The sequence below is a fragment of the Pseudomonas sp. HMSC076A11 genome, assembly GCF_001810205.1.
Classification (GTDB): Bacteria; Pseudomonadota; Gammaproteobacteria; order Pseudomonadales; family Pseudomonadaceae; genus Pseudomonas; species Pseudomonas aeruginosa.
The window spans coordinates 53,643-74,181 of the sequence record NZ_KV800318.1; the positions used below are offsets into that span (position 1 = coordinate 53,643).

14 protein-coding genes are annotated in these 20,539 nt (G+C 67.2%); 5 read left to right on the forward strand and 9 right to left on the reverse strand.

The window, feature by feature from the left end:
- From praB to ettA, 6 genes are all read right to left on the reverse strand, one after another.
- The coding region (gene praB / locus HMPREF2716_RS24185) for an alkane oxidation protein activator PraB (protein WP_305884713.1) at window positions 1–300 on the reverse strand (300 nt) is incomplete at its 3' end.
- A 596-nt stretch (window positions 301–896) separates the two neighbouring features.
- A complete protein-coding gene (locus HMPREF2716_RS24190; protein WP_003116277.1) occupies window positions 897–2,174 on the reverse strand; it encodes an efflux RND transporter periplasmic adaptor subunit in 1,278 nt (425 codons plus the stop codon).
- Window positions 2,164–3,645: a TolC family protein gene (locus HMPREF2716_RS24195; RefSeq protein WP_016253901.1), complete on the reverse strand. Its 1,482-nt coding sequence runs from the start codon at window positions 3,643–3,645 to the stop codon at window positions 2,164–2,166. The genes HMPREF2716_RS24190 and HMPREF2716_RS24195 overlap by 11 nt, the downstream gene beginning before the upstream one ends.
- Window positions 3,638–4,831 (reverse strand): ABC transporter permease, encoded by a 1,194-nt coding sequence (locus tag HMPREF2716_RS24200; RefSeq protein WP_003103140.1) that lies wholly within the window; start codon window positions 4,829–4,831, stop codon window positions 3,638–3,640. Before HMPREF2716_RS24200 ends, HMPREF2716_RS24195 begins: the two co-directional genes overlap by 8 nt.
- Window positions 4,828–5,514 carry an ABC transporter ATP-binding protein gene (locus HMPREF2716_RS24205; RefSeq protein ID WP_003103142.1) on the reverse strand — a complete coding sequence of 229 codons (687 nt, stop codon included), beginning with the start codon at window positions 5,512–5,514 and terminating at the stop codon, window positions 4,828–4,830. Before HMPREF2716_RS24205 ends, HMPREF2716_RS24200 begins: the two co-directional genes overlap by 4 nt.
- A 506-nt stretch (window positions 5,515–6,020) precedes the next feature.
- A complete protein-coding gene (gene ettA, locus HMPREF2716_RS24210; protein WP_016253903.1) occupies window positions 6,021–7,685 on the reverse strand; it encodes an energy-dependent translational throttle protein EttA in 1,665 nt (554 codons plus the stop codon).
- Window positions 7,686–7,795: 110 nt separating this feature from the next.
- On the opposite strand from ettA, the gene HMPREF2716_RS24215 reads away from it, so the two are divergent.
- Both HMPREF2716_RS24215 and escR read left to right on the forward strand, forming a co-directional pair.
- Window positions 7,796–7,981 carry a hypothetical protein gene (locus tag HMPREF2716_RS24215; protein ID WP_003161789.1) on the forward strand — a complete coding sequence of 62 codons (186 nt, stop codon included), beginning with the start codon at window positions 7,796–7,798 and terminating at the stop codon, window positions 7,979–7,981.
- A 196-nt stretch (window positions 7,982–8,177) separates the two neighbouring features.
- The gene (gene escR, locus HMPREF2716_RS24220; protein WP_003094834.1) at window positions 8,178–8,696 is read left to right on the forward strand and encodes a TetR/AcrR family transcriptional regulator EscR; all 519 of its coding nucleotides are present in this window, start codon (window positions 8,178–8,180) and stop codon (window positions 8,694–8,696) included.
- 50 nt (window positions 8,697–8,746) lie between these two features.
- Here the strand turns inward: escR and oprJ are convergent, their stop codons facing one another.
- Genes oprJ through mexC form a run of 3 tightly spaced genes read right to left on the reverse strand, consistent with a single transcriptional unit; the run spans window position 8,747 to window position 14,514 of the window.
- Window positions 8,747–10,186: a multidrug efflux transporter outer membrane subunit OprJ gene (gene oprJ / locus HMPREF2716_RS24225; protein ID WP_003103148.1), complete on the reverse strand. Its 1,440-nt coding sequence runs from the start codon at window positions 10,184–10,186 to the stop codon at window positions 8,747–8,749.
- 5 nt (window positions 10,187–10,191) lie between these two features.
- On the reverse strand, window positions 10,192–13,323 hold the full coding sequence (gene mexD / locus HMPREF2716_RS24230; protein WP_003116285.1) for a multidrug efflux RND transporter permease subunit MexD: 3,132 nt from the start codon (window positions 13,321–13,323) through the stop codon (window positions 10,192–10,194).
- A gap of 27 nt (window positions 13,324–13,350) precedes the next feature.
- Entirely contained in the window at window positions 13,351–14,514 is a 1,164-nt protein-coding gene (gene mexC / locus HMPREF2716_RS24235; RefSeq protein WP_004352726.1) for a multidrug efflux RND transporter periplasmic adaptor subunit MexC, read from the reverse strand.
- A gap of 160 nt (window positions 14,515–14,674) precedes the next feature.
- Here mexC and nfxB point away from each other — a divergent pair, with 160 nt between their 5' ends.
- The 3 genes from nfxB to HMPREF2716_RS24250 all read left to right on the forward strand — a co-directional run.
- Window positions 14,675–15,238 carry an efflux pump transcriptional repressor NfxB gene (gene nfxB / locus HMPREF2716_RS24240; protein ID WP_003094842.1) on the forward strand — a complete coding sequence of 188 codons (564 nt, stop codon included), beginning with the start codon at window positions 14,675–14,677 and terminating at the stop codon, window positions 15,236–15,238.
- Window positions 15,239–15,481: 243 nt separating this feature from the next.
- Window positions 15,482–19,729 carry a cyclic di-GMP receptor MorA gene (gene morA, locus HMPREF2716_RS24245; RefSeq protein WP_003146006.1) on the forward strand — a complete coding sequence of 1,416 codons (4,248 nt, stop codon included), beginning with the start codon at window positions 15,482–15,484 and terminating at the stop codon, window positions 19,727–19,729.
- Window positions 19,730–19,851: 122 nt separating this feature from the next.
- Window positions 19,852–20,539 (forward strand): serine hydroxymethyltransferase (locus HMPREF2716_RS24250; RefSeq protein ID WP_139147671.1); only part of this gene is annotated, 688 nt, incomplete at its 3' end.

The window sequence follows — 20,539 nt, forward strand, 5'->3', positions numbered from 1 at the left end:
GCTGGAAACGGTCAGCTTCCACGGCAGGCCGGTCATCTGCGGCACGCTGCACAGGGTGTTGCTGCCGCTGACGGTGACGCTGTCGATCGAGGCATAGGAACCATCGGCGGCGGTCTTGCCCTTGAAGGTGATGTTGCAGGTCACTGGCAGATTGAGCGACGCCGGCGAGCTCACGCTGATGGTGCCAGGTGCGGTGAAGGCCGAGTTGACCGGGGTGATGGTGGCCGCGCTGGCCATGGACGAAACGCTCAGGCAGAGAGCAAGAGCAGCAAAGGACGGCAGGGACTTGATGGATTTCATTGTTTTGTATCCTTCCAGTGAGTTGGCAACGCTCGCGGTTGCCGAGCCTTGATCATGCGGCAGGATCGTCGCCGACCCGCCCCCACGACCACCTTGTGCCTTCCCGTCCGATCCACCTGCCAGGCGAACCACACCACCCGCCTTGGCCGTGCGTACCGGGATCGGGAGAGGCTTTACCTCATGAGTCCTATCCGGTGCCGACGCTGACGGTCCCCACGACGAGCCGGGACAGACCGGATATCGGAAAGATCCGATAGGGTTTGCCAACCCGCCGCGCCTCGAGATGCCCACCTGGCCGACCTCCGCGAACGCAGGCCTGACAGGGCTGGCAATCACCACGAAGGGGCAGTGGACCAGTCAACGACGGGAGCCAGAGTACGGTCAGCGCGGCTCTGGAAAAGCCTAGCGAAAGAAGGGGGTTGCCCCTCCGAAGGAAGGTCGGTGAATGCCGTGGAGGGCGGACGAAGCGTCGTCGCGAAGGAATCCTGATACCTCTGTCAACATCCGCGTCGGGAAGAAACGCACCATGACGGGGCGTACCTACCAGAATTGGCAGCTCGCGAAGCCACCCAGCCAACCCAAAGTTAGGTTGCCAACTATCGGTCGGACGAGGACGGCACGCGAACGAGACCCGGCTGCAACTCGAACACCTCCACGCCCTCCGGCGTGGAGCGTCCGATCTTGACCTGTTGCGCCATCACGCTGGCGCCGGGAGCCTGGCGAAAGTCCACGAACAGCCGGTCACCCTCGTGGCGTATCGCCTCCGGCGGCACGACGATGGCCTGTTCGTTGCGATAGGTGGTGACCGTCAGCTTGGCGCTCATTCCCAGACGAATCTTCTGCAACTGGCGGGGATCGAGCGGCGCTACCGACACCGTCACCTCGAACTGCGGGCTGCCTCCCTGGGCCATGCCGGGCAGAGCCTGACCACCGAGGGCGGCGATGACGCCCGCCAGCGTGGTGCCCTCGAAGCCGTCGCCACTGATTTCCACCGCCTGCCCTTCGCGCAACTGGTTGATATCCAGTTCGGAAACCTTCGCAGATACCTTCAGCCGCTCGACGCTGGCCAGGCCGAACAACGCCTGGCCCTGCCCCAGCTTGCTACCGGCCTGCACCGGTTCGCGGCTGCCCTGCTCGCCAGCCAGGCCGGGCGCCGCGACGACGATACCGGCAAAGGGCGCGCGCACCGTACGGCCATCCAGCTGGGCCTGCAGCGTCTCGTATTTCACGCTGGCGTTGGCCAGGTCCATTTCGGCGATCTGGCGATTCTCGCCCTGCCCCTTGGCGCGGGTCGACTCCACTTCCCGCCGGGCCGCCTCCAGGTCCATGCGCTGCTGGCTGGCCTGTTGTTCGAGATCGTCGAGTTCGTTGCGCGGGACGATCCCGCGCTGGAACAGCTCGCGGGTCTCGCGCAACTTGCGCTCGGTGCTGCTCTGCGCCAGCTGCGCGCTGCGCAGGGCACGACGGACCCGCGCCATGTCCTCGCCACGCTCCCAGTCGCGCAGGTCCTGCAGGGTGCGACGGGCCTTGAGCAACGCCGACTGTGCCTCGCGCACCTGCACGGCGATCTCGCGGGTGTCCATGCGCAGCAGCTCCTGTCCTTCCGCGACCCGCTGTCCCGGCTCCACCAGCAGCGCCTCGACATTGCCGGCGAAGGGCGCCGCCAGGGTCACCACGCGCCCCGGTTCCAGGCGTCCGACCAGGCCGATCTGATGCACCAGCGGGGCCGCCCGTACGGCGACCCAGCGCTCCCCTTCCGTGCGTTTCGCGGTGCCGCCGGCGAGGACCAGCCAGGCCAGCGCCGCAACAACCGCCAGGCCGGCGGCGAGCGACAATGCCGGCCGGCGCAGGAAGGAAAACCGGTCAGTGGTCATTGAGCGAAATCTCCCAGCTATCCAGGGTCATGCCGACGATCAGGTCGAGCTGCGTCTGCGCATTGAGAAACGAGATCAGAGCATTCAATTGGGTGTTCTCGACGTTGCGCAGGTCGGTCTCGAAGCTCAGCACCTGGAAGTTGCTCGAACGCCCGACGCGCAGCTTTTCCCGTTCGATCTCCAGCTTGCGCCGCGACAACGCGGTGGCGCGCTGGGCGATCTGGTACTGGCGCCAGCGCGTGCCGAGGTCGCGCACCGCATCGATGACGTTCTGCTCCAGGGTCTGCCGGGCATCCTCGATCAGGATCTTCTGGTTCTCCACGTCGACCTGGGCGCGCACCTCGGCCTGCCGGCGGCTGAGGTCGCCGATGGGAATTTCCACCTGTACCCCGGCGTAGCTGTCCCAGCTGCGTGAATTGTCGCCACCACCCTCGCTGTAGCGGTCGCGGATCTGGCTGGCGCCGCCCACCAGCGAGACATCCCACAGGCGCTGGTTCTTCGCCAGCACCAGGTTGAGGTCGGCCTGGCGACTGCCGATCAGGCGTTGCAGGTATTCCGGTTGCTGCTGCAGGGCGGTCCTGATCGCCTGCTGGCGGTCGACCTCGATCGGCGTGGCGGCCAGCGCATCGCTGGCGCGGATCTGCGTCGACAGGTCCAGCGCCAGCAGTTGCAGCAGGGCCAGGCGTGCGCTGTCGACCTGGTTGGCGGACTCCTCGACGTTGAGCTCCTGGCTGGCGACGTCGGCCTCGGTCTGCACGATCTCGAATTCGGCCATTCGCCCGGCGCGGATCATCGCCCGGTTGACCTCGAGCAGCTCCTGGGTCCGCGCCAGGGCTTCGCGAGCGATGCGCGCCTGCTCCTGGGCGCGCAGCAGCTCCCGGTAGGCGCCGATGACCTGGCTGATGGTCTGCGACACGCTGGCCTTGAGTTGCAGGCGATTGGCGTCTTCGGAGAGACGTGCCAGGCGCAGCGGCGCGGTGGTGACGTCCCAGCCCGCATCGCGCAGCAACGGCTGGACGACGGTCAGGTCGAGGCCATCGCTGCGGTAGCGCCCGGCCTCGTCGGCGGTGCGGAACTGCTTGACCCAGGCCAGGCTGAAGCGAGTGCCATATTCGCCAAGCAGGGTCGCGGTGGGCGAGACATTGCTGGTCCTCGTGCGGTCTTCGGTGGCGCGGTTGGCGCGATAGTCGCCGCGCACCACCAGCTTCGGGTTGAAGGCGTCGGCGGCGACGCGCAGGTCGAACTTCTGCGCGATCCGTTGCAGGTAGGCGCTACGGATTCCACGGTTGTTGCGCAGGCCAAGATAGACCGCGTCGCTCAGGCTGAGGTCGATCACCTGCTCGCTGAGCAGCACCGACCTGCCCTGCTCGCGGGCCATGCTCGGTACGTCCGGACTCAGCGCCGGGTTGACGCTGGCCGCCACCGGAAGAGCGGTGACCAGCCACAGCACGCCCAGGCCCCACCTATTCATCGCGCAGCGCCTCGACCGGTTGCAGGCGAGCCGCCGAGACCGCCGGATAGAGCCCGAAGAACAGCCCCACCAGCAGGGTACTGCCCATCCCCAGCGGCAGGGCCGCGTAGGCCAGGGAGAAGGTCCAGCCGGAGAACCTGGCGTAGAGATACGCAGCCGCCACGCCGAGCACCGCGCCCGACAGCGCGCCCGCGGCGGTCAGGGTCACCGCCTCGATCAGGAACAGGTTGCGGATGTCCCGCTGGCGCGCGCCCAGCGCCATGCGCACGCCGATTTCCCGGCGGCGTTCGGCGACACTCATCAGCATCACGTTCATCACTCCGACGCCGCCGCCGAGCAGGGAGATGATCCCCAGTCCGGCCAGCAGGTAGGTGAAGGTCCGGGTCTGCCGCTTGAGTCCATCGAGCACCTGCTGCGAGACCTGGACCTGCGCCTCGTGGCCGGGCAACCGCGCCGTCAGGGCCGCGCCCAGGGCCGCGCCGACGCTATAGACGTCCGCTCCCGGCGAGACCCGCGCCACCACATGGCTGACCTCGGCGGCCGGCTGCAGGCGCGGCATGCCCGGCGCCGGCACGAACAGCGAGTCGTTGGCGGCGAACGGCAAGAGAGCGGCGCTGGCCTGCGGCTGGAGAATGCCGATCACGCGAAACAGATAGTCGTTGACCGTCAGTTGCTCGCCGAGGCGCAGCGGATCGCCGGGCGCCCCCAGGGCCTCGGCGATTGTCGCGCCCACCACCACGTAGGTGTCGTGATCGTCGAAGCGCGAGAGGAAACGTCCTTCGCGCAGCCGCAGCCTGGCGGCAGCCGCGAGCCCGGCGCTGGCGCCGACGATACTGGCGTTGCTGGTGCGTCCGTGAAAGGTCACCGGCGCCGAGTACAGGCCCAGCGCCGCCAGGTGCTCCAGACCGGCCACGTCGCGGAGCAGCGGTTCGGTGTCGAGCGACGCCGGCATCGGCATCGGCGCCTGCGGGGCGAACGGGAACTGCACCACCAGGGTGTCGGTGCCCATGTCCTTGAAGATGCTCATCGCTTCGTCGGTCGCGTTGCTGCCGATGTTCAGCATCGCGATCACCGATGAACAGCCCATGACGATACCCAGCAACGCCAGCAGCGAGCGGCGCCCCAGCCCGCGAAGACTGGCGAGGGCCTCGTGAAGCAATTGCCGGGGCGACGGGCTGGCGCTCACCGGCAGGCCTCCGCCAGGTCCTCGTGCACCTCGCCATGCCGCACTGTCAGTTGGCGCCCGAGACGGGCGGCCAGGCTGGGATCATGGGTGACCACCACCAGGGTCACCTGGCGCTCGCGGTTGAGGGTGAGGAGCAGCTCCAGCACTTCTTTCGCGGTGCTCGCGTCGAGGTTGCCGGTTGGTTCGTCGGCGAGGATCAGCGCCGGCTCACCGACCAGCGCGCGAGCGATGGCGACGCGCTGCCGCTGGCCGCCGGAAAGGTCCGCCGGACGATGGCCGGCGCGCTCGGCCAGGCCGACCCGGGCGAGCATCGCCTCGGCCCGCTCCAGTGCCTCGCGGCGCGGCATCCCTCGATAGCTCAGGGGCAGCGCGACGTTGTCCAGCGCGTTCAGCCGCGGCAACAGGTTGAAGCTCTGGAAGACGAAGCCGATCAGGCGGTTGCGGATCGCCGCCAGTCGGTCCCCGTCGACGCTGAAGATGTCGTGCTCGGCGAAGCGGTAGGCACCGCTGTCCGGGCGGTCGAGCAGGCCGAGGATATTCAGCAGGGTGCTCTTGCCCGAGCCCGACGCGCCGACGATCGCGCAGCTTTCTCCGGGAAAGATGTCCAGGCAGACGTCTTTCAGTATCTGCAGCGGCTGCCCCCCCAGGAGGTAGCCCTTGCCGATCCCCCGCAGGGAGATCAATGATTCGTGCTTGTTTGTTGTTGGCATTCGCACCCGACCGCTCGCATCCCTTCAAGGCCCGCCCGGTCGTACCGCCGCAAGGCCGGCGATACAGGCCGAACGGCCATACTGCTGATGATGGAGACAGCGCACAAGCCGCCACCACCGGCAACGCTACCCCGAGGCGCCAGCGCCGAGCGAAGGTAGCGGCTGGTCCGCCCGGCCAATGCCGGTACTCGATTCCGCCGGGCTTCGCCATATGGCGCGGCCTCTCCGGGCAGGCGGTATTGAGCGCACGGATCGGCTGCGCAGACCACTAGCAGAGCTGACACCATCGCGGCCGTCGATGCACCCCCATCTTTAGTTAGGTGAAGGCTCAGGCATGCTGCGTGGGAGCCTCCCCCGGGTACCGCCGATGGAGGTGTCCCTGCGCAGTTCCCATGTTCCCCAGCGCATGGCTCGTTGAATTCCAGGCATGAAAAAACCGCCGGCCGGCAACGCCGGCGGGCGGTTTCTCGAGGGCGCGCTTACGCCAGTTTCTTGTAGCGCACGCGGTGCGGCTGGGCCGCGGCGTCGCCCAGGCGCTTCTTGCGGTCCGCCTCGAACTCGGTGTAGTTGCCTTCGAAGAAGGTCACCTTGCCATCGTCCTCGTAGGAGAGGATGTGGGTGGCGATCCGGTCGAGGAACCAGCGGTCGTGGGAGATCACGATGGCGGAGCCGGGGAAGTCCAGCAGCGCCTCTTCCAGCGCACGCAGGGTTTCCACGTCGAGGTCGTTGGACGGTTCGTCGAGCAGCAGCACGTTGCCGCCCTGCTTCAGGGTCAGGGCCAGGTGCAGACGGCCACGCTCACCGCCGGAGAGGTCCTTGACGAACTTCTGCTGGTCGGCGCCCTTGAAGTTGAAGCGACCGACATAGCTGCGCGACGGGACTTCGTAGTTGCCGATCTTGATCTGCTCGAAACCGTCGGAAACCTGCTCCCACACGGTCTTGTTGCCTTCCAGGCTGTCACGGCTCTGGTCGACGCTGGCGATCTGCACGGTCTCGCCGATCTCGATGGTGCCGGAGTCCGGCTGCTCCTTGCCGGTAAGCATGCGGAACAGGGTCGACTTGCCCGCGCCGTTGCCGCCGATCACACCGACGATGGCGCCCTTGGGAATGCTCAGGGACAGGTTGTCGATCAGCACGCGGTCGCCGTAGCCCTTGGTCACATTGTGCAGTTCGATGACCTTGTCGCCCAGGCGCGGACCGGCCGGGATGTAGATCTCGTTGGTCTCGCTGCGCTTCTGGAATTCCTGCGACTGCAGTTCCTCGAAGCGCTGCAGGCGCGCCTTGGACTTGGCCTGGCGGCCCTTGGCGCCCTGGCGTACCCACTCCAGCTCGGCCTTCATGGCCTTGGCGTGGGAGGCTTCCTGCTTGGCTTCCTGGGCCAGGCGGGCGGCCTTGGATTCCAGCCAGCCGGAGTAGTTGCCTTCGAACGGGATGCCATGGCCACGGTCGAGTTCGAGGATCCAGCCGGCGACGTTGTCGAGGAAGTAGCGGTCGTGGGTGATCGCCACCACAGTGCCGGGGAAGTCGTGCAGGAAATGCTCCAGCCAGGCCACCGAGTCGGCGTCCAGGTGGTTGGTCGGTTCGTCCAGCAGCAGCATGTCGGGAGCCGACAGCAGCAGGCGGCACAGCGCTACGCGGCGCTTTTCGCCGCCGGACAGGTGCTCGACCTTGGCATCCCACGGCGGCAGGCGCAGGGCGTCGGCGGCGACTTCCAGTTGGCGTTCCAGGTTGTGTCCGTCGGATGCCTGGAGGATCGCCTCCAGCTTGGCCTGCTCGGCGGCCAGGGCGTCGAAGTCGGCATCCGGCTCGGCATAGGCGGCATAGACCTCGTCCAGCCGCTCCTGGGCCTGCTTGATCTGGCCGACGGCCTCTTCGACGATGTCGCGCACGGTGGCCTGCGGGTCCAGCTTGGGCTCCTGCGGCAGGTAGCCGACGTTGATCCCCGGCATCGGCCGGGCCTCGCCTTCGATCTCGGTGTCGACGCCGGCCATGATCCGCAGCAGGGTGGACTTGCCCGCGCCGTTCAGGCCGAGCACGCCGATCTTGGCGCCGGGGAAGAACGACAGGGAGATGTCCTTGAGGATTTCACGCTTGGGCGGAACGATCTTGCCGACCCGATGCATGGTGTAGACGTACTGAGCCAAAACGAGCACCTCATGAAGAAAAGGAAAAAAACTCGGCCAAGTATATGACAGACCGAGAGAAAGCTGGCCAGCCACCCCGGTTTTCGTGGGGCGGGGCGCTTCGCCGGCGGATGTTCGCCGTCCGATTCCAGGCCGCTACGGTGACGCTGAGCAGCGTACTGGCCGCCCTTACCGTCTCCGCTACCCTCGTCCTGTCAAAGGCGTTCTGCCTGAGCGAGGCGGCGACCATCGCCCCGTGCGAGGTCTGGGTGGGCCTGGCACTGCTCGCGGCCATGGTGCTGCCGCTCAAGACCTGACGCGAAGCAAGGCGTGGGGAGATCCAGCCTGCTACAATTGATCCAAATCAGTCTCAAAAGAACAAAAAAAACCTCAAAAATGACACTCGCTCCCAGATCCGCCCAGCTACCCGACTCCCCGCACAGGGACAGTCTCGACCCAGCGCCAACCCCGTCGTCTCAGGACCAGCGCCTGCTCAAGGCCCTGGCCACCGCGATGGTCAATCATCCGCGCGCCACCATGGGAGAACTGGCGGAACTGGCAGGAGTGAGCAGGGCAACCCTGAACCGTCATTGCGGTACCCGCGAAGGTCTCAAGCGGCGCCTGGAAAGCCATGCCAGGAGTACCCTCGAACGCCTCACCCACAGCGCCGCCCTGCAGCGGCTGGAGCCGCGGGAAGCGCTACGCGAGCTGATCCGGGAACACCTCGCCCAGCGCGACCTGCTGGCGCTGCTGATGTTCGAGCAGAACCCGGGACGCCAGGCCGGGCATGGGGACGCCAGTTGGCAGTCCTATGTCGAAGCCCTGGACGCCTTCTTCCTGCGCGGCCAGCAGAAGCGTGTGTTCCGTATCGATATCAGCGCGGCGACCTTCAGCGAACTCTTCATCGTCCTGATCTACGGCATGGTCGATGCCGAGCGCCGCGGTCGCGCGGCCAGCGCCGGGTTGTCCGCCACGCTGGAGGAGCTGTTCCTGCGTGGCGCGTCGAACCCCGCACAACCTGCCAGCCCTTGAGCGGGCGGCAGTTGCCACCCGCTAGCACCGTTTCCCACACGTTTACCCGCTCAACTCCTGCCGCCTCGATGTACCACCAGGCTCCGTCCCTCGTCCCAGCCTCCGCCGAGCGCGCGGAACAGGTCGACCAGGGCGATCTGCCGCTGGGTGCTGCCGTCGATAAAGGCGATCTCGTTGAGGAAGCTGCTGCGCTGCGCATCGAGGTAGCGCAGGTGGTTGTCGACGCCACTCTCGTAGCGTGCCTTGGCCAGCTTCAGGGCTTCGTTGCTGCTGTTCGCCAGGGCGCGCAGGGCCTTCTCTTCGCGACGCAGGGTATCGCTGGCCGCCAGGGCGTCGGCGACCTCGCGGAAAGCGGTCTGGATGGTCCCCTCGTAGGCGGCCACCGCCGAATCCTTGCGCGCCTCGGCCAGGCTCAGGTTGGCACGGTTGCGCCCGCCATCGAAGATCGGCAGCGTCAGCGTCGGCAGGAAGCTCCAGGAGCGCGAGCCGCCATCGAACAGGCCGGACATTTCCGCGCTGGAGGTGCCGAAGCTGCCGGTCAGGCTGATGCGCGGGAAGAACGCCGCGCGCGCCGCGCCGATATCCGCGTTGCGCGCCCGCAAACGATGTTCGGCGGCAAGGATGTCCGGACGTCGCTCGATCAGCTCGGACGGCGTGCCGGGAGCGATGTCCTGCAGCAGCTTCGGCCGCTGCCCCGGACTCCGCGGAATCGCCTGCGCGGCATCGTCGCTACCCAGCAGCAACACCAGCGCGTTGAATGCCTGCTGTTTCTGCCGCAGGTTGCGCTCCTGCTCGGCGCGCGCCTGCTCCACCAGGCCAAGGGCTTCCTGGTAGTCCAGCGCGGTGGCGGCGCCGGCCGCGCGGCGCTGGTCGATCAGGGCGAAGGAATACTCGCGGCTGACCAGGGTCTGACGGGTCAGCGCCAGGCGCCGCAGGGCGCCGTCATAGCTCAGGTAGGCCTGGCTGACCTCGGCGACCAGGGCGATCCGTGCCGCGCGCGCTGCCTCCTCGCTGGCCAGGTACTGTTGCAGGGCTGCGTCGGTCAGGCTCTTGACCCGACCGAAGAGGTCCAGTTCGTACTCCGGCAGGGCCAGCCCGACCTGGTAGCTGCTGGCCACTTCCGAGCGATTGCCGGCGGACAGGTCGGCCGGCTGCCGCTGGCGGTTGCCGGTGGCAGCGGCGTTCAGGCCCGGAACCCGGTCGGCGCGCTGGATTCGATACTGCGCGCGGGCCGCCTCGATATCCAGGAGGGTCTGGCGCAACGAGCGGTTGTTATCCAGGGCCACGTCCACCAGGCGGCGTAGTTCGGCATCGACGATGAAACTCTTCCAATCCAGCGTGTCGATCGCCGCGCCCTGGCGCTGGGCGGCGGCGCCGCTCCAGCTGTCGGCCACCGGCGCGGCGGGACGTTCGTAGGTCGGCGCCATGGAGCAGGCGCCGAGGGTCAGGGCGATCAGCAGCGCCGATACGCCGAAAGCAGGTTTGCGCATCTCGTTCACTCCCCGGCCGAAGCGGCCTGTTCGATGGGTGCCGGCTTGCTGCGCAGCAGCGACAGCAGCCAGACGAAACAGATAGGTACGAACAGCACGCCGAGGAAGGTGGCGCTGAGCATCCCGCCGATCACTCCGGTGCCGATGGCACGCTGGCTCGCCGCGCCGGCACCGCTGGCCAGGGCCAGGGGTATCACGCCGAGGATGAACGCCATGGAAGTCATGATGATCGGCCGGAAGCGCAGGCGCGCGGCCTCGATGGCGGCGTCGCGCAGGCTATGCCCCTGCTCCCAGAGTTCCTTGGCGAACTCGACGATGAGGATCGCGTTCTTCGCCGAAAGACCGATGATGGTGATCAGGCCGACCTTGAAATACACGTCGTTGGACATACCGCTGACCATCACCGCGAGCACCGCGCCGATGGCGCCGATCGGCACGATCAGCATCACCGACAGCGGGATCGACCAGCTCTCGTAGAGCGCCACCAGCAACAGGAACACCACCAGGATGGCGAGGGCGAACAGGCTGGTGGCCTGCCCGGCGGAGACCTTCTCCTGATAGGACAGGCCGGTCCACTCGTAGCCGATGCCGGCCGGCAGCTGCGCGGCCAGGCGCTCCATTTCCGCCATGGCTTCGCCGGTACTGAAGCCGGGCGCGGCGTCACCGACGATGCGGATCGACGGGTAGCCGTTATAGCGCACCAATTGCACCGGTCCCTCTTCCCATTTCACGCTGACGAAGGCGCTGAGCGGTACCAGGTTGCCAGCAGCGTTAGGCACGTATAGCTCGAGCACGCTTTCCGGGGTCATCCGGTTGCCCTGTTCGGCCTGGATCACCACCCGCTGTTGGCGCCCCGCATTGGTGAAGTCGTTGATCACCTCCGAGCCGAAGGCAGCGGACAGCGTGCCGCTGATGGTCTCGAAGCTCACCCCCAGGGCGCGGGCCTTCTCCCGGTCGATCAACAGGCGCAGTTGCGGCGCTTCGGCCAGTCCTTCCATCATCGCGTAAAGGAATTTCGGGTTGGTCTGGATCTCGCCAAGAAGAGTATCGCGAGCCTGCAGCAGCGCTTCGCGGCCGACCCCGCTACGGTCCATCAGGCGCAATGCGAAGCCGCCGGAGTTACCCAGACCGTTGATCGGTGGCGGCGACACGGCCATGACCGTGCCATCGTCGGGCAGCGCGAAATGCTCGTTCAGCGCGGCGATCTCGGCGGCGGCCGACTGCTCGGCGCCTCGCTCGGACCAGTCCTTGAAGGTCGGGAAGGCCAGCGCGGCATTGTCGCCCTGGCCGGAGAAGCTGAAGCCCGAGATCAGGAACACCGAAGCCACCGCCTCGCGGGACTTGAGGAAGCGCTCGAGCTCCTCGCCGGTGGCATCGGTGCGCACGCGCGAAGCGCCAGGCGGCAGTTGCACGTCGACCACCATGTAGCCGAGGTCTTCCGCCGGCACGAAGGCTTCCGGCAGGCGCAGGTAGAAGTAGCCGAGCATGGCCACCAGGCCGGCGTACACCAGCATGAAGCGTCCGGCGCGCGCCACCAGCTTCGAGTTGAGCAGCGAATAGCGCTCGGTGACGCGGGCGAAGCCACGGTTGAAGGCGCCGAAGAAGCCGCGCTTCTCGTGGTGCCCTTCGGGAATGGGCTTGAGCAGCGTGGCGCACAGCGCCGGGGTGAAGGTCAGGGCGAGGAAGCCGGAGAACAAGATCGAGACCGCCAGCGACACCGAGAACTGCTGGTAGATCACCCCCACCGAACCGGCCATGAAAGCCAGCGGCAGGAACACCGCCGAGAGCACCAGGGTGATGCCGACGATGGCGCCGGATACCTGCTTCATCGCCTTGACCGTGGCCTCGGCCGGGGAAATCCCCTCCTCCGCCATGATCCGCTCGACGTTCTCCACCACCACGATGGCGTCGTCCACCAGGATGCCGATCGCCAGGACCATGCCGAACATGGTCATCATGTTCACCGAGAACCCCAGCAGGTACATCACCATCAGCGTACCCAGCAGGCACACCGGCACCACGATGGACGGGATCAGGGTGTAGCGGACGTTCTGCAGGAACAGGAACATCACCAGGAACACCAGGACCATCGCTTCGATCAGGGTGTGGATCACCTTCTCGATGGCCACGTCGACGAAGCGCGAGGTGTCGTAGGGCACGCTGTACTGCATGTCCTCGGGGAAGAACGCCGACAGTTCGGCGAGACGCTGTTTCACCAGGGTAGCGGTCTGGATCGCGTTGGCCCCGGGCGACAGCTGGATCGCCCCGCCCACGGTGGGCGTGCCGTTCAGTCGCGAGGAAATGTTGTAGCTCTCCTTGCCGAGTTCCAGGCGCGCGACATCGGCGAGCCGGACCAGCGAGCCGTCCTCGTTGGCGCGCAGCACTACCTGGCCGAACTCCTGCGGATCGTCCAGGGTGCCCTTCACCGCCAGGGTCGCCGTCAGCTCCTGCGCGGAACTGCCCGGTGCGCTGCCGAAGGCGCCGGCCGGCACCTGCACGTTCTGCCCGCGGATGGCATTGCTCACGTCGTCGATGGAGAGGCCGAAGCCCACCAGCTTCTGCGGATCGATCCAGACCCGCATGGCCGCCTCGGAAGAGAAGAATTGCAGCTTGCCGACGCCCGGCAGGCGCCGCAGCTCGTTGTTGATATTGCGCGCGGCGTAGTCGCCGAGGGCGGTGGTGTCGCTGCGCTGAGCGCCTTCCTTGTAGCTGAGCGCATAGATCAGCAGGAAACCGGCGCTGGTCTGCTCGACCTGCAGGCCCTGGGTCAGCACCGCCTGCGGCATGCGCGCCTCGGCTTTCTTCAGGCGGTTCTGCACGTCCACCTGGGCCAGGTCCGGATCGGTGCCCGGCTCGAAGGTGACGACGATCTCGGCGGTGCCGTTGGAGTTGTTGGTCGACTCGAAGTAGAGCAGGCCCTTGGCGCCGTTCAGCGACTCCTCGAGCACACTGGTGACGGAGTCCACCAGCACCTTCGCCGAGGCGCCGGGATAGGTGGCGGTGATGGTGATCTGTGGCGGCGCGACATTGGGGTACTGCGCTACCGGCAATTTGGAAATGACCAGCAGGCCGGCCAGGGAGATGAACAGGGCCACCACCCAGGCGAAGTTCGGCCGCTTGATGAAGAATTCGGACATCGGAAAATCCTCGGGGCGAACCCGCCCTTACTGTTGCGGCGCAGGTGACTGGGCTTGCGCCTGGGCACCATCCGGCTTCGGCACGATCTTCACCCCCGGCTGCACCGCAGCCAGGCCGCCGACTATGACCCGGTCACCCGGCTCCAGGCCCTCGGTGATCTGCCAGCGCGAACCCTGCATGACGCCGGTACCGACGCTGCGCGCCTCGGCGCGCTCGTCGGCGCCCACCACCATCACCTGGGCGCTGCCGTCGCTGGAGCGGTGCACGGCCCGTTGCGGCACCAGGATCGCCTGGTTGTCGATGCCCTGGGGCGTACGTACGCGCACGTACATGCCCGGCAGCAGGACCCCGTCGGGGTTGGCGAACTTGCCGCGCAGGGCGATCTGGCCGGTGCCGCGATCCACCGCCACGTCGGCGAACTGCAACGCGCCCTGGCGCTCGTAGGGCGTCCCTTCGACGCGCAGGGTCAGCGCCTGGCTGTCGCCGGCGGCCAAGGTGCCTTTCTTCAGGGCGTCGCGCAGGCGCAGGGCCTCGGCCGCGGTCTGGGTGAAATCCGCATAGATCGGATCGAGCTGCTGGATACGCGCCATCAGCGTCGCCTCGCCCTGCCCGACCAGCGCGCCCTCGGTCACCAGCGCGCGGCCGATGCGCCCGGAGATCGGCGCAGTGACCGAGGCGTAGCCGAGGTTCAGGCGCGCGGTCTCCAGGTCGGCCTGGGCCGAGCGGGTCGCCGCCTCGGCGCTGCGCAGGTCGGCGGTGGCGGTATCGAAGTCCTGCTGGCTGACCGCCTGGATCTTCACCAGCGGCTCGTAGCGACGCACCCGCGCCTGCGCCTCGAACAGCACCGCGCGGTTCCGCGCCAGCTCACCTTCGGCGCGCGACACCGCAGCCTTCAGCGGTGCCGGATCGATCTGGAACAGCAGGTCGCCAGCCTTGACGTCGGCGCCCTCCTCGAAGCGCTTCCGCACGACGATGCCGGCCACCCGCGCGCGCACCTCGGCGACCCGCACCGGTTCGATCCGCCCAGGCAGTTCCGAACTCAGCGCCAGGGGCTCGGCCTGCACCGTCAGGACCTCCACCGGCAACACCATTTCGGCGGCCTCCTGTCGCTCTTCCGCCGGCCCACAACCCGCCAACGCGATGGCCATAGCCAACGCCCCGATCCTTCCTATTGCACGCAAATCAGCCATGACACACCCGACCGTTGATTGAAAACGGATCGAATGGTACTTTTTCGAGCTAATTGAGTCAATATTGTCTCAAATGATCTTTTGACAGCTAATTCCTTTGGACGCGAGGCCAGTTTTCTGCACAATGCGCACAATCAGAAAAACCAACCGGGACCCATCGATGACCCTGATTTCCCATGACGAGCGACTCATCAAGGCGCTGGCAGTCGCTATCGTCGACCGCCCGCGAGCGACGCTGAAGGAACTGGCCGAGGCGGCCGGCGTAAGCAAGGCCACCCTGCACCGCTTCTGCGGCACGCGGGACAACCTGGTGCAGATGCTCGAGGACCACGGAGAGACCGTACTGAACCAGATCATCCAGGCCTGCGACCTGGAGCATGCCGAGCCTCTGGAGGCGTTGCAGCGCCTGATCAAGGAACACCTCACCCACCGCGAGCTGCTGGTATTCCTGGTATTCCAGTACCGCCCGGACTTCCTCGACCCGCACGGCGAAGGCGCACGCTGGCAGTCCTACCTGGAAGCGCTGGACGCCTTCTTCCTGCGCGGACAGCAGAAAGGCGTGTTTCGCATCGACATCACGGCGGCCGTGTTCACCGAACTGTTCATCACCCTGGTCTACGGCATGGTCGATGCGGAACGTCGCGGACGGGCGGCCAGCTCCAATTCCGCGCATACCCTGGAGCAGATGTTCCTCCATGGCGCCTCCAATCCGGCTCGCTCCTGACCCTCGCGCCCGCGGCGGCGCCCCTCTCGTCGCCGCATGGCACGGACCGATCCGCGTGCCGTCGACTTCGGCCGCCCGGAGGCCTGCTCGACACTCGGGAAGATCAGTCGTCACCGGTCCTGCGACAAAGTGCCTCGACAGCCGGAAAGGACCGTGACGCTCGTCGGCGATACTGGCACTTGGCCTTGCTTCCGGGCATCCTAACTGTCTACCGAATCACACCTCCCCCAGGAATTCCGGTCAGTGTCGACCCCCTCGCTAACCCCGTCGCCGCCTCCCGCCGGCGACCCACTGACCGTACCCGACCGACCGGCAGCCAAGGCTGGCCTGCTGTTGCTGGTCCTGTTGATGCTCGGCCTGCTGCTCTGGCAGATGAGCCAGGAGCTGCGCCAGCAGGAACGCTTCGAACACGAGCGAGCCGCGGCCCAGCTCGATCGTCTCAACGACCGCCTGTCCCTGACCCTCGAACTCAAGGCGCGCACCGCCCTCGCCCTGCTCCCGGGCGTGCCCCCCAGCGAGCGTGGCGAGATCCAGGGCAGGCTGTTGCCGCGCATCAGCGATGCGCTGCCGCAGGTGCGCCAGTTGCAATGGGTGGACAGCGCCCCGCAGACGGACAGCCCGTCGCCGGAAAGGACGCTGCCCGAGCAGTTGCGCCAGCACGCCGGCTCCGGCCTCTACCACTATTGCCTCGACCCGCGCGACGGCGAATCCCTCTACCTGACCCTGCGCGAACCCGGCAGCCGCCGCGACAGTGGCTTCTGGCTGTTGCACCTGGCCAGCGACAGCCTCGCCCAGTGGAGTCCCGACCTGCCCACCGGCAACCTGCTCTGGCGCCTGGAAGACCAATACGCCGGGCGGGTGCTCTGGCATACCCCGGGGAGCACGGCGCTGCTCGACGACATGCAGACCCTCGGCGTGGAACCGCTGCGCAACAGCGACTGGCAGCTTCGCGGGCTCTACGACAGCACGCGAGTGCGGCTCGGCCTGCTGCCGGGAATCGGCGGCGAGCTGGCGATCTTCCTCCTGCTGGTCGGCGTCACCGTGTACATGCTGCTGCGCCTGCACCGCGAGCAACAGGGCCTGCGCGCCATGACCCTGGCCTCGCAGCGCAGCCTGCGCCAGGCGGCCACGGCACTGGCGGCGATCGACGAGCGGGTGCTGGTGACCCGCGCCGACGGCCGCCTCAGCTACCTCAATCCACAGGCCGAACGCCTCTTCGGCATCAGTTCGGCCCAGGCCCGCCAGCATCATCTGCTGGGCCTGCTGCCGGACCTCGAGCCAGGCTGGCTGACGGACGCCGGTGGCGACGGCGAGACCCGTAGCGAGCTGCTGCCGCTGCGGGTGCGCGGCGAGCCGCGGACGTTCACCCTCAGCCGCCATCCGCTGGCCAGCTATCCGGCGCTCGCCGACCAGGCCTGGACCCTCCGCGAGCAGATACTCCAGGGCGGGCAGGTCTGGGTGTTGCGCGACGTCACCGAGGAACAGCACGCCCTCGGCGTCCTGGAGGAAACCCGGCGGCGCTACCAGGACATCTTCGAAGGGGTCGGCGTGGCCCTCTGCGTGCTCGACCTCTCCGCCCTGCGCCAGGCTCTGGTGGAGCAAGGCCTGGACAGCTGCGCCGCACTGCGCGCCTGGCTCGCCGGCGAACCCGGGCGGCAGCAGGCGCTGCTGGAGCGGATCCGCATCACCGAGATCAACGATGTCAGTCGCCGCCTGCTGCAGATCGATTCCACCGAACAGGCCTGGCAGCGCTTGCTCGACCACGGCCCGCTACAACCGGACAGCCTGCGCCTGCAGGTGATCGAGGCGCTCATCGAGCGCCGGCCGGTACTCGAACTGGAAGCCACGCTGCGCTGCGGCAAGAGCACGCCGCGGCACCTGTGGTTGCAACTGCGCCTGCCGGAAAACCCCGGCGAATGGCATGCGGTGACCCTCAGCCTGTCCGACGTCACCAGTCGCAAGGAAGTCGAACTGTCGCTGATCGAGCGCGAGAAGTTCTGGTCGGACGCGGTCCAGGCGGTGCCCGATACGCTCTACATCCACGACCTGCACGCGCGCCGGGTGATCTTCAGCAACCATCACCTGGGCCAGCAGTTGGGCTACAACCAGGAAGAACTGGCGCGGATGGGCGAGAACTTCTGGGAAACCCTGCTGCACCCCGACGACCAGGAATACTACTGGCGCATCCGCAACCTGCAGCACGTGGTCGGCGACGGCCTGCTGCTCGACAGCCAGTTGCGCTGGCGCCACCGCGACGGCCGCTGGCACTGGTTCGACATCCGCGAGCAGGCCTTCAGCCGCGACCGCAGCGGTCGCGTGGCGCGCCTGATCGGCGTGGCCAAGGACATCACCTTCACCGTCGAGGCGAACAACGCGCTGCGCGAGAACGGCCGACGCTACCGCATGCTGGCGGAAAACATCAGCGACGTGATCTTCTCCACCGACGCCGAACTCAACGCCAGCTACGTCAGCCCCTCGGTACAGCACGTGTTCGGCTACAGCCCGGAATGGGCGCTGCTCAACGGCCTCCATCAGACCGCCACCAACCCGCGCCAGCTCGGCCGCCTGAACGGCCTGCTGCGCCGCGTGCGGCACGCCATCGGCGACCGCCAGAAGCTCGCCGAGCTGCGGGAAAACCCTGGCCAGCATCTGTTCGCCCTCGACTGCCTGCGCGCCGACGGACGCAAGATTCCCATCGAACTGCGGATCGTCCTGATGTGGGACGAGCACGACCGCTTCGAAGGCCTGCTCGGCATCGCCCGCGACATCAGCCAGCAGCGCCGCGCCGAACGCGAGCTGCGGATGGCGGCGACGGTATTCGAACACTCCACGGCGGCGATCATGGTCACCGACCCGGCCGGCTACATCGTCCAGGTCAACGATTCCTTCTCGCGCCTGACCGGCTACAGCCCGGCCGATGTGCTCGACCAGCAGCCGCGCCTGCTCACCGCCGACCGCCAGGAAGCCAACCAGCTCAAGCACGTGCTCGCCAGCCTGCAGCACAGCGGCAGCTGGGAAGGCGAGATCCTGCAGAAGCGCAAGACCGGCGAGCTCTATCCATCCTGGGTCGGCATCACCGCGGTGCGCGACGAGGAAGGCGACCTGGTCAGCTTCGTCTGCTTCTTCAGCGACATCAGCGAGCGCAAGGCCAGCGAGCGGCGCATCCACCGCCTGGCCTACTACGACGCCCTCACCCACCTGCCCAACCGCACGCTGTTCCAGGACCGTCTGCATACCGCCCTGCAACAGGCCGAGCGCAACGGCCAGTGGGTGGTGCTGATGTTCCTCGACCTCGACCGCTTCAAGCCGATCAACGACTCCCTCGGCCACGCCGCCGGCGACCGCATGCTGCAGGAAGTGGCGACCCGCCTGAGCGCCTGCGTCAGCCAGGACGATACCGTGGCGCGCATGGGCGGCGACGAATTCACCCTGCTGCTGCCTTCCCAGGGCGACCGCGAGATCGCCCTGAAACGGGCGATCCAGGTCGCCGAGCTGATCCTCGGCCGTCTGGCCCGGCCGTTCACCCTGGAAGGCCGTGAATTCTTCGTCACCGCCAGCATCGGCGTGGCCTTGTCGCCCCAGGACGGCGCCGAACTGAGCCTGCTGATGAAGAACGCCGACACGGCGATGTACCACGCCAAGGAGATGGGCAAGAACAACTTCCAGTTCTACCAGGCCGAGATGAACGCCCGCGCCCTGGAGCGCCTGGAACTGGAAAGCGACCTGCGCCGCGCCCTTGAACTGGGCGAGTTCGTCCTCCACTACCAGCCGCAGTTCACCGGCGACGGCCGCCGCCTGACCGGCGCCGAGGCCCTGCTGCGCTGGCAGCATCCGCGCCGCGGACTGGTTCCGCCGAGCGAGTTCATTCCGGTGCTGGAGGAGATCGGCCTGGTGGCCCAGGTCGGCGACTGGCTGCTGGCGGAAGCCTGCAAGCAGTTGCGCAGCTGGCACAAGGCCAAGGTGCGGGTGCCAAAGGTCTCGGTGAACCTCTCGGCACGGCAGTTCGCCGATGGCCAGTTGGGCGAGCGGATCGCCGCGATCCTCTACGAGACAGGCATCCCGCCGGCATGCCTGGAGCTGGAACTGACCGAAAGCATCCTGATGAGCGACGTCGCCGAGGCCATGCAGATCCTCTCCGGGCTCAAGCGCCTCGGCCTGGCCATCGCGGTGGACGACTTCGGCACCGGCTACTCCTCGCTGAACTACCTCAAGCAGTTCCCCATCGACGTGCTGAAGATCGACCGCAGCTTCGTCGACGGCCTGCCCCACGGCGAACAGGACGCACAGATCGCCCGGGCGATCATTGCCATGGCCCACAGCCTGAACCTGATGGTGATCGCCGAGGGCGTGGAGAGCCAGGCCCAGCTGGACTTCCTTCGCGAGCACGGCTGCGACGAGGTGCAAGGCTACCTGTTCGGCCGGCCGATGCCCGCCGAGCAGTTCGGCATGCTCTACGCCAGCGACGTGCTGTTCATGTTCAACGAGGGCTGAGCCGCCGTGCGGCGCGCTTGAGCGCCGCTTGTCCGCGACATGATGGCCTTTCATGTGCCAGCACCCGCCGCATGGGTTAGAATGCGCGCCTTTTCCCAGCACCGATCCTTATGAGGACCGCCATGTTCAGCCGTGATTTGACCCTCGCCCGCTACGATGCCGAACTCTTTGCCGCGATGGAGCAGGAAGCCCAGCGCCAGGAAGAGCACATCGAGCTGATCGCCTCCGAGAACTACACCAGCCCGGCGGTGATGGAAGCCCAGGGTTCGGTGCTGACCAACAAGTACGCCGAAGGTTATCCGCACAAGCGCTACTACGGCGGCTGCGAGTACGTCGATATCGTCGAGCAACTGGCCATCGACCGCGCCAAGCAACTGTTCGGCGCCGATTACGCCAACGTCCAGCCGCACGCCGGCTCCCAGGCCAACGCCGCGGTCTACCTGGCCCTGCTGTCGGCCGGCGACACCATCCTCGGCATGAGCCTGGCCCATGGCGGCCACCTGACCCACGGCGCCAGCGTCTCCTCCTCCGGCAAGCTGTACAACGCCGTGCAGTACGGCATCGACGCCAATGGCCTGATCGACTACGACGAAGTCGAGCGCCTGGCCGTGGAGCATAAGCCGAAGATGATCGTCGCCGGCTTCTCCGCCTATTCCCAGGTCCTCGATTTCGCCCGCTTCCGCGCCATCGCCGACAAGGTCGGCGCCTACCTGTTCGTCGACATGGCCCACGTCGCCGGCCTGGTCGCCGCTGGCGTCTACCCGAACCCGGTGCCGTTCGCCGACGTGGTCACCACCACCACCCACAAGA

What these genes read in the sequence shown, in the direction of transcription:
- HMPREF2716_RS24190 (WP_003116277.1), bottom strand. Translation starts at nt 2,174, where the DNA reads ATGACCACTGACCGGTTTTCCTTCCTGCGCCGGCCGGCATTGTCGCTC.
- HMPREF2716_RS24195 (WP_016253901.1), bottom strand. Translation starts at nt 3,645, where the DNA reads ATGAATAGGTGGGGCCTGGGCGTGCTGTGGCTGGTCACCGCTCTTCCG.
- HMPREF2716_RS24215 (WP_003161789.1), top strand. Translation starts at nt 7,796, where the DNA reads ATGTTCGCCGTCCGATTCCAGGCCGCTACGGTGACGCTGAGCAGCGTA.
- escR (WP_003094834.1), top strand. Translation starts at nt 8,178, where the DNA reads ATGGTCAATCATCCGCGCGCCACCATGGGAGAACTGGCGGAACTGGCA.
- oprJ (WP_003103148.1), bottom strand. Translation starts at nt 10,186, where the DNA reads ATGCGCAAACCTGCTTTCGGCGTATCGGCGCTGCTGATCGCCCTGACC.
- mexD (WP_003116285.1), bottom strand. Translation starts at nt 13,323, where the DNA reads ATGTCCGAATTCTTCATCAAGCGGCCGAACTTCGCCTGGGTGGTGGCC.
- mexC (WP_004352726.1), bottom strand. Translation starts at nt 14,514, where the DNA reads ATGGCTGATTTGCGTGCAATAGGAAGGATCGGGGCGTTGGCTATGGCC.
- nfxB (WP_003094842.1), top strand. Translation starts at nt 14,675, where the DNA reads ATGACCCTGATTTCCCATGACGAGCGACTCATCAAGGCGCTGGCAGTC.